The organism is Undibacterium sp. TJN25 (genome assembly GCF_049339885.1).
Lineage (GTDB): Bacteria > Pseudomonadota > Gammaproteobacteria > Burkholderiales > Burkholderiaceae_D > Undibacterium.
In genome coordinates, this window is sequence record NZ_JBMPPM010000002.1 from 207,047 (window position 1) to 221,349 (window position 14,303).

The following is a 14,303-nucleotide window of genomic DNA, read 5'->3' on the forward strand; positions in this document are numbered from 1 at the left end:
TGCCATCAATGTACGTCGGCCCGCCAGCCTGTGGGAATGAATGAAATACTTGTTTTTACTTACTTAACTTATTTGGAGCACGATCATGAAAGCCACACAAATCATCGCAGCAGCAGTATTGACATTGACAGGCGTTGCCGCTTTTGCAGCCGGTGCACCAGTAGGCGGCGAAGCGTATGTCAGCTTCCCTATCCCTAACACCTTCAGTAAAACTGCCGCCAGCACCAAAACCAAAGCTGAAGTGCAGGCTGAACTGGTGCAAGCCCGTTCCGAAGGCCAACTGATCGGCGGCGAGGAATATGTGTCCACAGTCGGTAAAACAACCAGCACTGTCAGCCGTGCTGAAGTGAAAGCGGAAGCGATCAAAGCTGCTAAAAACGGCAGCCGTAATACTGAATACAGCTTCGGTGGTTAATCAACGCCAGGTAATACGTAGAGTAGCCGGAGCAGCCAAAGTAGTTTAGGCCGCTGGGCAAGGTAGCAAGCATTCGTTTCACCCTGTAATTGAACTCCTGAATCAAGTCTTCATTGATGGCCTGCCCCGGTATCACTACCGTGGCAGGTTCTTTTTTTTCGGCGGACATAGTGTCCGTATTGCGAAAAAATACTCTCCTACGTTAAAAATAGTCACATATTTCAATTCCTGCATCGTTTATGTGGCAAGGCGTGTACATCCCGCCGCGATAGTGCTTGCAGCACGGGCACATTGTGCCTAATCATAGGCAGGTAGTGCAGTCACAATCCCACTCAATACAATTGGCAAAAGCCTGGCCCGGCGCCGGCGAAAGATCATTTACAAATGATCATTGCAATTTAAGCTCAGGACATGGCTGACAAGGATACTTCAGCGTATAACGCTTCTGCCGACAACCGGCTTGCACTGGTGCGTGCCAATTTATTTGCGCTGCTGCTGTGGCCGGTGTTATGCATACTGGCAACCGGCGTCATCTGGATACTGGTACTGGCCAAGATAGATCGCGACAAGGCGGAGCTGAAGCGCAGCGCATTCCACGATGCCGGTGCGCTGTCGAAATCCTATACCGAACAGCTGATGCGCTCGCTGGACCAGATCGACCAGATCACCCTCAGCCTGAAATTCTACTGGAACAAAAGCGAAGGCCAGCTCAGCCTGGAGGAACAGGTCGCCGCCGGGCTGTTTCCGGAATCTTCACGATTAAATGTCGGCATTACCGACCGCCAGGGGGTGATGATCACCAATACTATGCCGGGCTGGATGCCGAGGGACATTGCCGACAGGGCTTATTTCAAAGCCGCCCAGGCTGAGAGGTCCGGCAATATGCAGATTGGCGAGCCTGTCCGGGGCAAGCTTTCCGGCAGGGCGGTGGTGCCTTTCGTGCGAAGATTGGAAACGGCCGGTGGGGAGTTTGACGGCGCGATCGTCGTCGGCGTGGATAATGTCTACCTCGCTGCGTTCAGGGATACGTCCAGCCTCAGCGCGCACGATTTCCTGTCGGTGCGCACGCTGCAGGGCACCGTGCTGGTCGCGAAGGCCGGCACCGGCCTCGGAGGTCTGTCAACAATATTCAGGGAAGCGCCTGCATTTGTGGGGCAGGACGGGATGGCTGCAATGCCCGGATCGGCATTTTTAGACGGGGAGCCAAGGATTATTGCGTGGAGCCGGCTGGGAAGCTATCCGCTAGTCGCCACGGTGGGCCTGTCGGAAAGGGATTATTTCGCCGGCTACGAAAAAACTTCCGGCAATTACCGGCGTTTTGCTGTGGCCGGCAGTTTGCTGCTGCTGGTGGTGGCGTTTGCCGCTGCCGCCTTTTCTTACCGCCTGGCCTGGCGTAAGCAGCAGGCCGAAGAAGTCAAGGATACCTATCGGCTGGCGGTGGATGGTGCGCGTGAAGGTTTTTACATGGTCCGGGCGCTGTATGACAGCAACAAACAGGTCATCGATTTTCTGGTGGAAGATTGCAATGAACGCGGTGCGCAGCTGGTGGGGCGAAGCAGGGACGAGCTGGTCGGCGCCCGTTATAGCGACCTGTATCACGGCGACCATGCGGAATACGTGCTGAACATTTTCCGGGGTGCGATGGAAACAGGGTTTTACGAAGATGAGTTCAAGGTTTCCACGCAAAGCCCGGTGCGCGGCGAATGGATGCACAGGCGGCTGGTGCGCTCTGGCCCCGGCCTGGCAATGACCTTGCGCGATATCTCCGACACCAAGAAGCATGAAGAGCAATTGTGGAAGATGGCCAATGCCGATGCGCTGACCAGCCTGCCCAACCGGCACTGGATGATGAGCTACCTGCCGACTGCACTGGAGCGGGCGCGCTCGGACAAGATGACGCTGGCGATCCTGTTCCTGGACCTGGACGATTTTAAAACCATCAACGACAGCATGGGCCACCAGGCCGGCGATGAACTGCTCAAAGCCGCGGGGGCGAGGCTAAAGGCAGTGCTGCGGCCGCACGATCATGCAGTACGCCTTGGCGGCGACGAGTTCACGATCATCCTTGAAAAATCGGACAGCGATGCAGACATCATTCATGTTGCCGAGCGTGTGATCCATACGCTGCGGGAGCCGTTCTCTTTTTCCGGCGGCGCGGCGCATGCCATCGGCGTTTCCATCGGCATCAGTATTTTCCCCCGGGACGGGCTTGATGCGGAAAGTTTGCTGAAGCTGGCCGATGAGGCGATGTATGCGGCCAAATCCAGCGGCAAGGGGCAGTTCAGATTCTATGGCCAGGCTGAACAGGGCGAGGCGAGCTGATACGCCGCCTACATGCCTTGTCTGTATCTGGCTATCGCAGGCAAATAACCGTATGCTGTCATTTTTGCTTCGGTCACCGTAACGGCTTGCCTGTGCATTCCACCTATTTCCGATCCAGACATGCAACTGAAACTGCTCCAGCAGAACGACGCCGGCCCGCTGCTGCAATTTGAAACGGCCAACCGCGCGTGGTTTGAACAATTCATCGAAACCCGGGGCGTGTGGTTTTATACCCCTGAAGGCATGCGCGCACATATTGCCGACTTCATGGAAAAGCATGCGGCCGGCCGCCTGTATCCCTACCTGGTGCTGGACGAGGCCGGCAGCATTATCGGCCGGGTGAACCTGAGGGATGTAGAGTGTGCAGCCGGCACTGCACGGCTGGGCTACCGCGTTGGAACCGATTACGCAGGCTGCGGCATCACCAGCGCCGCAGTGCTGCAGGTGCTGGACATCGCGCGTAGCCAGCTGGGCCTGAAGCGCATCATCGCTCATGTGTCGGTAGAAAATCCGGCCTCTGCCAGGGTGCTGGAAAAGAATGGGTTCACGTGGACTGGAATACGCGAGGCAGTAGCGCTGGTGCAGGGCAGGGAGCAGCAATGCCACGAGTACGTATGCGAACTCGGCTTCTGAGCCCGGCGCCAGGCAATCGGGCGCCAGGCGGCTGTGCCGTTACCCTGTCGCCAGCATCCTACCCCTTCATCTTCTGCCTTCATCCTGCCTATTGGCGAGGCGGGTCCTAAGCAGGCAGGACTTGCGAGGGATTGACTGCGTCGCGCGATACGCTCAGCGTCAGCACACTGCCCAGCACCAGGCAAGCGGCCAGCATGTACATGCCGTTGTCGGTGCTGTGCGTGGCGTCCTTGATCATGCCGACCAGCGTCGGGCTCAGGTAGCCTGCCAGGTTGCCCAGTGAATTGATCATTGCGATGCCGGCTGCTGCCGCGGTGCCGCCGAGGAAGGCGGTAGGCAAGCTCCAGAACAAGGGCAGCGTGGACAGGATGCCTGCCGTGCCCAGTGTCAGCGCAGCCATTGCCAGCACAGGATTGCCGGTGAAGAGCACGCTCAGCACGAGGCCGGCGGCGCCCAGGAAGCCGGGCACCGCAATATGCCAGCGCCGTTCGCCCAGCCGGTCTGAGCTGCGACCCACCATCACCATGGCCACGGCAGCAAACGCATAGGGAATCGCTGTCAGCAGGCCGACATCCATCAGGTCCTTGACGCCCAGCGCCTTGATCAGCGTCGGCAACCAGAAACTGATGCCGTACAAGCCCATCACGAAGCAGAAATAGATCAGCCCCATCAGCCACACCTTGCCGTTGCTGAACACCTGGCCCAGGCTATGGTCTTGCTTGGTCTGCTGCTCGCGCGAGACGGCGGCATTGATCAGGGTCTTTTCGGGGCCGCTCAGCCACTTTGCATCGGCGATGCGGTCATCCAGCAGCACCAGCGCCACCAGGCCGACCACGATCGACGGGATGCCTTCCAGCAGGAACATCCATTGCCAGCCGCGCCAGCCGTTGACGCCTTCCATCACCTTCAGAATCAGGCCCGACAAGGGGCCGCCAACGACACCGGCGATGGCCACTGCCGTCATGAACAGCGCGACGATGCGGCCGCGGCGGGCTGCTGGAAACCAGTAAGTCAGGTACAGGATGATGCCGGGGAAAAAACCGGCTTCGGCCAGCCCCAGCAGGAAGCGCAATATGTAAAACTGCATCGGTGTGGCGATGAACATCATCGCAGCCGACAGCACTCCCCAGGTCAGCATGATGCGCGCGATCCATATCCGCGCGCCTACCTTGTGCAGGATGATATTGCTGGGGACTTCAAACAGGAAATAGCCAATGAAGAAGATGCCGGCGCCGAGGCCGTATACGGTTTCGCTGAGCTGCAGGTCGCCCAGCATCTGCAGCTTGGCGAACCCTACGTTGACGCGGTCGAGGTAGGCCACGATGTAGCACAGGAACAGGAAGGGTACCAGCCGCCATGTCAGCCTGCGGTAGGTGGCCTCTTCGAAACTGTATGTGCCTACGCCTGCGCTGCCTGTGTCGCTGATGCCCATGCCTGCCTCCGTGATTTTATGATTTGCCAGGGGCTTGCGGTCCCGTGACGATTTTTTCATAGATTAACATTGCCGGGGAACTATGTCTAAATTCCCTGAGGCAGTGGGGCTGTAGGGCTGTAGGGCTGTAGGGCAGTAGCGCGGGCGCAGGAGCGGGGTCAGCCTTCGCTGAAAATGGCGTCGCAGCCTTCGCGCGGTTCTTCCAGTTTTTCTAGTTCGTCCACCATCTCCAGGTCCAGCAGCTCTTCCATGGCGTTCATGTAGCTGTTCAGCTTGGCGGCGCCGATCAGGCGGTAAATCTGTCCAGCCTCATTGCGGATGCCGATGATCATCTGTTCTTCCCGGACTTCTTCCACACTGGCCTTGTCCAGCAGCAGGTTGCCGATGATGTGTTTGTCTATTTTGGCAACTGCCATGCCTGCGATGAGTGCGGTTTTCACGATGTGTTCCAGTTTCTTGTTTGAGCGATGTCGGTGCCGATGGCCGCTCCGGCAGCCTTACGGGCGATGCAGGTCCGCGGCGGTATTCGGTGGCGAGGCGGTATTTTATAGGGATTTGCCGCAACCCGCGAATAAGATGATCATTTTAATATGCTCGCCAGTCCGTCCGGCCCGCCTGCGGAATCAGCTTGCTGCCTGCCAGCGCAGTTTCGCCCATGCTGCTTTTTGAGCGGGATTGAGGAAAGTCCAGGCCACCAGCCTGCTTTGTTTCTGTCCCTGGCTCATCGTCACGGTTTTCGTATCCTGCACGCCTGCCTTTTTTAATGCCGCATATATCCCGGTCAGGGTGGCGGATTTGGAGACCAGTGTGCTGAACCAGAAAATGCGGGTTGGAATCTGCGCGCTCTCCTGGATCATGCGCGTGATGAAGCGCTCTTCGCCGCCGGCGCACCAGAGTTCGGCTTCCTGTCCGCCGAAATTGAGCCCGACAGCATCCGGTTTGCCCAGGTTCTGCCATTTGCGCTGCGAGCCGGCGCCGGCTTCGGCCAGCGAAGCGTGGAAGGGGGGATTGCACAAGCTCAGGTCGAACCAGTCGTCCTCGCCAACGATGCCTTTGAAAATGGAAGAGGCCACGCTTTGCAGGCGCAACGTGACGGCGCCGGCCAGCGCCGGATTGGCATCCAGTATGCGCTGAGCGTTGGCCAGCGACGAAGGGTTGATGTCCGATCCGGTAAACTGCCAGCCGTATTCGCTATGGCCGACCAGCGGATAGATGCAATTGGCGCCGCAGCCTATGTCCAGCGCCTGGACAGACTTCCCGCGCGGTATCTTGCCGCGGTTGGCGTCTGCCAGAAGGTCGGCCAGGTAGTGCAGGTAGTCGGCGCGGCCGGGGACCGGCGGGCATAGATAATCCGGCGGGATATCCCAGCTGCTGATGCCGTAAGCATCTTTCAGCAGTGCGCGGTTGAGCGCCTTCACGGCAGCGGCATCGGCAAAGTCGATGCTCGGCTCACCCTGTGGATTGAGGATCACCATGCCTGCCAGTTCCTCGTCTACCGCGCCCAGGCTCGCAAAATCATAACGGCCCTGGTGGCGGTTGCGCGGATGCAGTGCGCTGCCGCCGGCGGTGGGCCTGGAAGGAGTTGCTGGACGGCGGATTGGGTTGGGCATGTTGGCGGCTTCGAATAACGGCTAGGGCGACTGGCCGTTATTGTCCCACAGTGTACGGAGCTGCCTGGGGATTTAAAAGACGATGGCCGGCTGGCCGGGCTGCCAGGGCGTGAATTTTTCCATTACGGCGTCGAATAAAGAGGATTCCAGCAAACCGTTCATCCATGCCCGCACCGCATGATAAGGGCTGGCGCTGAACCAGGCCGGGTCCACTTGGGCAAACTGGCGCACGAAAGGAAACAGCGCCATGTCCGCCAGCGACATGCGCGCTCCCAGCAGGAATGTCGTCTGTTGCAGTCTGGCTTCCAAAGGGGCGATCAGTAGGGCGACGCCGTTGTCGCGGTAGGTTTCGGCTGGCTGTTCGGGATGGCGCCCTGCATACTTGTAGCGGTCCAGCATCGCCTTGAAGGGGCCGTCGTTGACAGCGATCAGCTGTTCAGCAGCCTCTACGGATTCCGGGGCCGGTAGCCAGCCTTCGGGGTCTTGCTGCGCCAGCGCCCAGCGCATGATATCGATACTCTGGTCGATTATGGCGCCGTCGGGCAGTTGCAGCACCGGCACCGTTGCCTTCGGCGACAAGGCCATCAATTCGGTGGGTTTGCTGCGCAGGGCGACTTCGCGCAGCTCCACCGAAATGCCCGCGTATTTCAGGGCCAGGCGGGCGCGCATTGCGTAAGGGCAGCGGCGGAAAGAATACAAGACGGGGAAAGGCATTCGGTGAGCTACTTTTGGTTACAAGAGACTATTGTAGGCTGCAACCTCATGGAGCGTCAAAGACCGCTAGAATGATGGTTTTGCATCGCATCGGTATAAATGCGTGTGAAAAGCTCTTTTTTTTAAAACATCAAGTAGGCAACAATGAATAAGCAAGTTGGACCGGAACCGGTAAAAGAAAGCCAGCCTCGCTTCGGCAGGCTGTTGGTAGTATGTTTCGGCGTCATTATCATTTGCGGCGTCCTGGTATGGGTGAATGAATCCTACCTGTCGGATTGCTGCAGTTTCGATTTTCTGGACAAGATCACCGGCTATCACGGCAAGTGACACCCACACCGCGAGGAGACATGAATGAATAATAAGAAACTGGCTTTACCTCTGTTACTAACGATTGCCTGTGCAGGCCTGCCGGCGGCTGCCGGCGCGGCCAATGTCAAGATTACGCCGCTGGGCAGCCATGACGGCGAGTTTTGCGGGGCAGACCGCGCACTGATCTTTGAAGACCCGGATGGCACGCGTATCCTGTACGATGCCGGCCGCACCGTACGCGGCGGTAACGATCCCCGTCTGGGCAAGATTGACGGCGTGCTGCTGACCCACCTGCATAGCGACCACCTCGGCGACGCCTATCAGCCTGCCGCCAATGCAGGCAGCTGCGGCGCACCGGATTTTTCCGTCAAACCCACGCCCTCTTCGGTGACCGAGGAAGTGGTGCTGGCGAAAAAAGCCAAGCTGTTTGTCGGCGGTGAAATGGGGAGCTTTTTTACCAAAAGAATCAGGGCAGCCGGCGGTGCAGCAGACCAGGTCAAGCTGGTTCGCTTCGGTGGCCAGGACAAGCTGGGCGGCGTCAGTATTGCCAGCGTGCCAGCGGCGCATGCCAACGGGCTGGAACCCAAGTTCCTGACCGGCGCCCAGGCTGACGGGCTTGCCGCCAGCGGCTTGACAGCCTATGTCGGCCCTGCCGGCGGTTATGTGCTGACCTTCTCCAACGGCCTGGCGGTGTACCTGTCCGGCGATACCGGCATCATTGCCGATCAGGACCTCGTGGTGCGGCGCTATTACAAGCCCAAGTTGGCAGTGATGAACATCGGCGGCGTATATTCGACCGGGCCGGCGGAAGCTGCCTATGTGATGAATGACCTGGTGCAGCCGAATGCAGTGATTGCTTCGCATGCCAACGAAGCCGCCACGAAAGACGGAAAACTGCAGCCGGGTAAGACCATGGACTTTAAAAATGCCGTCAAGGTACCGGTCTATGTGCCTTTAAGCGGCAAGACCATGGAGTTCAGTGCAGAAGGGAAGTGCGTGGCGGGCTGTTGAAGCGGGCTGTTAACGCTGTCTGACATGATGCAAAAGGGCGCAGTGCTGATGCTCTGCGCCCTTGGGTAAGCTGGAAAAGACGGGCTTAGTGGGCAGCCAGCTCCTGTGAGGCGGCAGGAGCGCGCTGGCTCATTGCGGCCAGTTTTGCCATCCAGGGCTCGGTAATTTCAGTGATCTGCCTGTCGGTTGCCAGGATTTGTGTGATCAGTGCAATTTTACGCATGCGGTCTGCGCCATCCAGCGGGGGCAACGGGTTTGACTCCACAGCGCGTGAGTGTTCTGCGCATTCCTGTTCCAGCGCGCTGAGACTGGCCCAGTCGTTGGCGCGGGCAGCCGAAAGCATCTGGCTGGATAAGCCGGCGATATGTTCGTACAGTGCAATCACGTCTGAGGATGTCATAAGCTTTACCGGAAAAAGATTAAATTACGGCTTGTCCAACATTTACGGATCGACTTTGGTAAAACTTTAGGAAATTTTTCAAATTATTTTAAAAATTATTGAAAAGGTCGGTTCAGCGCTGGTTTTTGCGTAAATTTGTTATTAATTGGCTATTTGATTTGTCAAAAAAACATTAAAATACGTGCTGCTTCGACAGCTAAGCCAGAGCAGGCGGATGATCGGCAGTCTGTTTCCAGATATGCGGTGCCAGCCTCAATGTTATTCTGGGGCATCATTTCTGCAACAATATTGCCGCACGCCTGTTTTCTTTGCCGACTACACTGAAGGCACCGCCGCCAGTATCCGCAGTCGACTCCTGATTTGAGCGCATCTCGATGAGTAATAAAAATAGCAATAACGCAAGCGCAGCATCCCTTGACCCAGCCACTCCGGCTGAATGGGCGGCATTCCGCCAGCAGGCCCATGGCATGCTGGACGACATGCTGGGCTACCTGCAAGACATACGCGAGCGGCCGGTATGGCAACCTATTCCCGATGCGGTGCGCAACAGCTTTCGCGAGCCGCTACCCAGGGCGCCGGGCGAGCTGAGCGAGGCGCACGACACCTTCATGGACAGTATCCTGCCGTATTCCATCGGCAATGTGCACCCCGGCTTCATGGGCTGGGTGCACGGCGGCGGCTCTGCGGTAGGCATGCTGGCCGAGATGCTGGCCGGCGGCCTGAATGCCAATCTCGGCGGGCGCGACCATATTCCCATTGAAGTAGAGCGCCAGATCGTACGCTGGGTGCGCGAGCTGTTCAGCTTTCCCGAGACCGCCAGCGGCGTGTTTGTTACCGGCTCTTCCACCGCCAACCTCATCGGCACGCTGTGCGCGCGCACCAGAAAGCTGGGAACTGATGTCCGCACTGCAGGCGTTGCCGCCAGCACGCAACGGCTGACGGCGTATACATCGGCCCGGGCGCATAGCTGTGTCGCCCAGGCGATGGACCTGTCGGGTCTGGGCAAGGACATGCTGAGGATGATCCCTACCGATGCACAGGGGCGGATGGACCTGAACGTGCTGACGGCCCAGCTGAAGGTGGATAGCGAACGCGGTTTTACGCCTTTCCTGATCGTCGGCACTGCAGGCACGGTCGATGCCGGTGCGATCGACGATCTGACGGCGATTGCGCAGATCGCCCGCCAGCATGATGCTCACTTCCATGTGGACGGCGCCTTCGGCGCGCTGGCGATGCTGTCACCGGTGCTGGCGCCGCGGCTGAAAGGGCTGGAACTGGCCGACTCGGTCGCCTTCGATTTCCATAAGTGGATGCAGGTGCCGTATGACGCCGGGTTCGTCATCGTGCGCGACGGCGAACTGCATCTGGACACTTTTGCGACCCAGCAAAAAACTTACCTGAAGCGCGACGTGCGCGGCATGGCGGCGGGTTCGCCGTGGCCCTGCGACTTTGGGCCGGACCTGTCGCGCGGTTTTCGTGCACTGAAAACCTGGTTCACGCTGAAAGTGTATGGCGCAGACAAGCTGGGGCAGGTGATAGAACACAGCTGCGCATTGGCGCAGTATCTGCAGGAAAGGATAGTCGGCACGCCGGAGCTGCAACTGCTGTCCCCGGTCGCGCTGAACATTGTCTGCTTCCGCTACCTGCCGGCAGGCGTGAGTGACGAATTTGCCGACAGGCTGAACCAGGAGATCGTCATTGCGCTGCAGGAGTCCGGCATCGTTGCGCCGTCCTCCACCACGATGGGCGGCCATTTCGCCATACGCGCGGCATTGTTCAACCACCGCACCACCACGCAGGATATCGACGCCTTGCTCAATGCCGCGCTGGCATTCGGCAAGGAGCTTGCTGCTTCGACAGCAACAGACAAGGAGCAAGCATGAAGCCTGGCAACCTCGCACCGGTGTTTACGCCCGGCTCCAATTATCTGATGGGGCTGGCGGCGATGCTGCGCGCCGCCTATTATTCGGTCAACCTGACGCCGCTGGGCAATGAGCTGATTGCCCACCTGGATACCCATCCGGAAGACGCGAATGCGCTGATGGACCTGTCGACGATCCTGTATATGCTGGGCAACCGCGAAGTGGCGGCCGCCACGCAGACCGAGGCACTCAACCTGGCGCGCTTTTACCAGTTGCCTACAGCGGCCGGTAATGAGGCAACGCTGCGCGTGCTGGCGCTGATGGTGCCGGGCGACTTCATGGCCAATACGCCCATCGAATTTTTGCTGGAAGATTCCGATGTCGCGGTGGACCTGATGTATGTGATTCCCGGCATGCCGTTGCCGGAGCTGGTGCCTGACCATGACGTGCTGTTCATCTCGGTCGGCGAGGCGGAGAACACGCATACGCTGCTGGAACAACTGGCGGAAGAAACGCGCGACTGGCCGCGCCCGGTATTGAATCGCGCCGAACATACGCTGAAACTCTCGCGCGACAAGGTCGCCGGCTTGCTGGCAGGTGTGAGCGGCATCTGCATGCCGGTCACTGTCAGGGTAGAGCGTTCAGTGCTGGAGCAGATCGCTGCCGGGGAGATTACGCCGCTGTCGCTGCTGGGAGACGGTGACTTCCCTGTCATTGTCAGGCCGGTGGGCTCGCATGCCGGCCACGGGCTGATGAAACTGCCGGCAGCGTCCGACGTCCGTGCTTATCTGGACAATATGCAGGAAGAGCAGTTCTTTATCTCCCGCTTTGTCGACTATAGCAATGATGACGGCCTGTTCCGTAAATACCGCATCGTGCTGGTGGAAGGCAAACCCTTCCTGTGCCATATGGCGGTGTCCGAACACTGGATGATCCACTACCTGAACGCCGGTATGGCGGAAAACCAGGCCAAGCGCGATGAAGAGGCGATTGCGATGGCAGGGTTTGAAGAAGGTTTTGCCAAGCGCCATGCCGCCGCCTTCGAACAGATTTACCGCAAGTTCGGCCTGGACTATGTCGGCATCGACTGCGCGGAAACTGTGGAGGGCGATTTTCTGGTATTTGAGGTGGATACCAGCATGATCGTGCATGGCATGGATCCGGTCGACCTGTATCCGTACAAGCCGGCAGCGATGCAAAAGGTATTTACTGCATTCCGGGCCTTGCTGCAGCGGGCAATCCAACCCGCGACAACGGAATCTTGAACCGGGTCTGCTGGCGTTAATGCCATCCTCAAATATGAAGCCATTCAATCACTGAGTGAAAATCCAGTTGGAAAAACGGAGCCGTACCATGATCGTTAGCGTTCCAGCTTACGCACTGCCTTCCACCGATGAGTTGCTGGTGGCGGGCGGCGACGAGCGTATTGCGCTGGATATCTTCCATCAAAAAAATAAATACGGCTGCCGCGCGACACCAACGGCTGAACTGGTCGTATTCGGCTCTTGCACCGCCTCCGGCATCTCCCCAGAAGGCTATGCTGCTGCACAGCGGACTCGCCAGCATATCGCGCAGGCGTTGAAGGACGCATCACCGGTGGATGTATACCGGCGCGAAATGCAGCGCCTGCGCAGGGAGCTGCTGGTGCTGTGTGGCCTGTGCAGTACTGCGACAGACCTGGTATTTGCGGCGTCCGGAACCGATATTCACCTGATTGCAGCGCAGCTGGCGTCCACGCTGTCCGATGGACCGCTGCATGTCATCATGGTCTGCGCTGAAGAGAGCGGCAGCGGCGTGCCGGCGGCGCTCGGCGGGCGGCATTTCAGTGCGGCGACGGCGGCGGGAGTGAATGCCGCCAAAGGCGAACAGGTTGCGCCGCAGACGGTGGCGGGTGTCAGCCATGTGGCGATCCGCGACGCAGCGGGCAAGGCGCGGCCGCTGGCCGATATCGATGCCGACGTCAGGCAGCAGGCGGCGGATGCCTTGCACGCTGGTGGCCATGTTCTGCTGGTGGCAACGGATGTGTCCAAGACAGGATGTATCGCCCCCAGCCCGCAATGCGCGATCCAGCTGCAGCAAGAGCATGCAGGCAGGCTGCACGTGCTGATTGATGCCTGCCAGTGGCGCATCGCGCATGCCAGCCTGCGCGCTTACCTTGGCTGCGGCTTCATGGTGGCCATTACCGGTTCCAAGTTTGCATCCGGCCCTTCATTCTCCGGCGCCTTGCTGTTGCCGGAGCAGGTGCGCGAACGCCTGCAGGGGCGGGCGCTGGGCGCCGCCGTGCATGCCTATTCCATCCGCGAAGACTGGCCGGAATACCACCAGGCGGCGCAGGCGCTGGAGCCCGGTTTCAATTTTGGCCTGCTGCTGCGCTGGCAAGTCGCCTTGCATGAGCTGCGTGCCTTTTATGCCATACCGGAAGCCAGGTCGCGCTATTTTCTGCAGCGCTTTGCCGCGCGGGTGCAGCAGCGGCTGCAAGAAGATCCCTGTTTCGAAGCGCTGGATACGACGGTGCTGGACCGTCAGGCGCTGGGGCATATTGCCGCCTGGGACGAAATACCCGGCATCATGGCCTTCATTATTAAAAAACCGGGTCAGCGCGTGCCGCTTAGCAACGAGCAGACCCGGCAAATCTATGAGCGCCTGCAGGAGCGCAGCTATCCGCACGTCAGCCCCTACCTGTTCCAATTGGGGCAGCCTGTCGCCTGCGGCGTGCGCGGCGGCCGGCCGGTATCCGCGTTGCGGCTATGCGCCAGCGCACGGCTGGTAGTACAGGCAGTCGCCAATGCCCACGGTGACGGCGGCGATGCCATCATCGAGCAGGCCATGCTGTGTTTTGACGAGATTGTGGCAATGCTGGACCAGGTTTAGTTCACCTGGTAGCTGAGCAATTGCTGCCGGGTGCGCGTTTGCGGCAAACCGTCCGGCGTAAAGGTTTCGGAAATGGACAGTACTTCGCGCTTTACCTGCGGGCTGTACCAGGATGTGATCACGACCAGGCCAGAGGCCAGCTTGCTCTCCAGCGCCCAGTTGTTCTTGTAGACAGTCTTGATCGCTTTGAACCTGCCGGCAGGCGTATCCACCATCTCCCAGCCCTTGACCTCTGCTTCAAAATGATTGGTGATCACCTGCATTTCAGTGGCGAACGGTTCGCCTGGCCGCTCGCCGGCCGGGACTTCCTGACGCAGTTGGAAGCTCCATTTTTTACCGGGTTCCAGCGGCCACTTGTAGAGTATCTTGTCTTGGCGCTCGCCGCGAAAACTCAGCACACTGTTCATGTCGGCATTGTCGGTGGTCTCGAACGCCTTGGGCATCTCCAATTCACCGTCGCCGCTATTGGTTTTGCTCTCTATGAACAGGTGGACGTATTTGTCTTCTATTCCCAGGGTTTTCATGCTGATTTCACTCAGCACCCTGGCGGAGCCCAGGTCCACCGTATTGTAAGACCAGCTGTCGTCAGTCGCGGGCTTGGGCTGCGCAGCGCTCTGCGCCTGAGCCGCTGGAGCAAAGGCGAAACCGCAGAGCAGGGCCAGGCCGGCCAGGCGGGCAGCGTACCGGAACGGGCTGGTGTGTTGCTTTTTCATTAGGGTCAATC

The 14,303-nt window shown here is 59.0% G+C and carries 14 protein-coding genes; 8 read left to right on the top strand and 6 right to left on the bottom strand.

The window, feature by feature from the left end; all coding sequences use genetic code 11:
* Positions 1-85: 85 nt before the first annotated feature.
* The 3 genes from ACO0LO_RS04510 (at position 86) to ACO0LO_RS04520 (ending at position 3,370) form a co-directional block, all read left to right on the top strand.
* Positions 86-415, top strand: coding sequence for a DUF4148 domain-containing protein (locus tag ACO0LO_RS04510; RefSeq protein ID WP_422963004.1), 330 nt, complete (start codon positions 86-88; stop codon positions 413-415).
* Between the two features lie 411 nt (positions 416-826).
* Positions 827-2,737, top strand: coding sequence for a diguanylate cyclase domain-containing protein (locus ACO0LO_RS04515; protein WP_422963005.1), 1,911 nt, complete (start codon positions 827-829; stop codon positions 2,735-2,737).
* Positions 2,738-2,857: 120 nt separating this feature from the next.
* Positions 2,858-3,370, top strand: a complete 513-nt coding sequence (locus ACO0LO_RS04520; protein ID WP_422963006.1) for a GNAT family N-acetyltransferase — start codon at positions 2,858-2,860, stop codon at positions 3,368-3,370.
* Between the two features lie 106 nt (positions 3,371-3,476).
* On the opposite strand, the gene ACO0LO_RS04525 is transcribed toward ACO0LO_RS04520, so the two are convergent.
* The 4 genes from ACO0LO_RS04525 to ACO0LO_RS04540 all read right to left on the bottom strand — a co-directional run bounded on the left by ACO0LO_RS04525 (position 3,477) and on the right by ACO0LO_RS04540 (position 7,126).
* Positions 3,477-4,802, bottom strand: a complete 1,326-nt coding sequence (locus ACO0LO_RS04525) for an MFS transporter (protein WP_422963007.1) — start codon at positions 4,800-4,802, stop codon at positions 3,477-3,479.
* A 158-nt stretch (positions 4,803-4,960) separates the two neighbouring features.
* Complete coding sequence (locus tag ACO0LO_RS04530; protein WP_422963008.1) at positions 4,961-5,242, bottom strand: hypothetical protein; 282 nt, start codon at positions 5,240-5,242, stop codon at positions 4,961-4,963.
* Positions 5,243-5,425: 183 nt separating this feature from the next.
* Positions 5,426-6,412 (bottom strand): 23S rRNA (adenine(1618)-N(6))-methyltransferase RlmF, encoded by a 987-nt coding sequence (gene rlmF, locus ACO0LO_RS04535; RefSeq protein WP_422963009.1) that lies wholly within the window; start codon positions 6,410-6,412, stop codon positions 5,426-5,428.
* Between the two features lie 72 nt (positions 6,413-6,484).
* Positions 6,485-7,126 (bottom strand): glutathione S-transferase, encoded by a 642-nt coding sequence (locus tag ACO0LO_RS04540; protein WP_422963010.1) that lies wholly within the window; start codon positions 7,124-7,126, stop codon positions 6,485-6,487.
* A 144-nt stretch (positions 7,127-7,270) separates the two neighbouring features.
* Here ACO0LO_RS04540 and ACO0LO_RS04545 point away from each other — a divergent pair, with 144 nt between their 5' ends.
* Together ACO0LO_RS04545 and ACO0LO_RS04550 are read left to right on the top strand one after the other, a co-directional pair.
* Positions 7,271-7,453: a hypothetical protein gene (locus tag ACO0LO_RS04545; protein WP_422963011.1), complete on the top strand. Its 183-nt coding sequence runs from the start codon at positions 7,271-7,273 to the stop codon at positions 7,451-7,453.
* Positions 7,454-7,477: 24 nt separating this feature from the next.
* Positions 7,478-8,446 carry an MBL fold metallo-hydrolase gene (locus ACO0LO_RS04550; protein ID WP_422963012.1) on the top strand — a complete coding sequence of 323 codons (969 nt, stop codon included), beginning with the start codon at positions 7,478-7,480 and terminating at the stop codon, positions 8,444-8,446.
* Between the two features lie 85 nt (positions 8,447-8,531).
* Here the strand turns inward: ACO0LO_RS04550 and ACO0LO_RS04555 are convergent, their stop codons facing one another.
* Entirely contained in the window at positions 8,532-8,846 is a 315-nt protein-coding gene (locus ACO0LO_RS04555) for a flagellar protein FliT (protein WP_422963013.1), read from the bottom strand.
* Positions 8,847-9,220: 374 nt separating this feature from the next.
* On the opposite strand from ACO0LO_RS04555, the gene ACO0LO_RS04560 reads away from it, so the two are divergent.
* The 3 genes from ACO0LO_RS04560 (at position 9,221) to ACO0LO_RS04570 (ending at position 13,579) form a co-directional block, all read left to right on the top strand.
* Entirely contained in the window at positions 9,221-10,729 is a 1,509-nt protein-coding gene (locus ACO0LO_RS04560; protein WP_422963014.1) for a pyridoxal phosphate-dependent decarboxylase family protein, read from the top strand.
* Positions 10,726-11,973 carry an ATP-grasp domain-containing protein gene (locus tag ACO0LO_RS04565; protein WP_422963015.1) on the top strand — a complete coding sequence of 416 codons (1,248 nt, stop codon included), beginning with the start codon at positions 10,726-10,728 and terminating at the stop codon, positions 11,971-11,973. The genes ACO0LO_RS04560 and ACO0LO_RS04565 overlap by 4 nt, the downstream gene beginning before the upstream one ends.
* Before the next feature lie 88 nt (positions 11,974-12,061).
* The gene (locus tag ACO0LO_RS04570; protein WP_422963016.1) at positions 12,062-13,579 is read left to right on the top strand and encodes a hypothetical protein; all 1,518 of its coding nucleotides are present in this window, start codon (positions 12,062-12,064) and stop codon (positions 13,577-13,579) included.
* On the opposite strand, the gene ACO0LO_RS04575 is transcribed toward ACO0LO_RS04570, so the two are convergent.
* Positions 13,576-14,292: a hypothetical protein gene (locus ACO0LO_RS04575; protein ID WP_422963017.1), complete on the bottom strand. Its 717-nt coding sequence runs from the start codon at positions 14,290-14,292 to the stop codon at positions 13,576-13,578. The two genes, ACO0LO_RS04570 and ACO0LO_RS04575, sit on opposite strands and share 4 nt — an antisense overlap.
* Between the last annotated feature and the right edge of the window lie 11 nt (positions 14,293-14,303).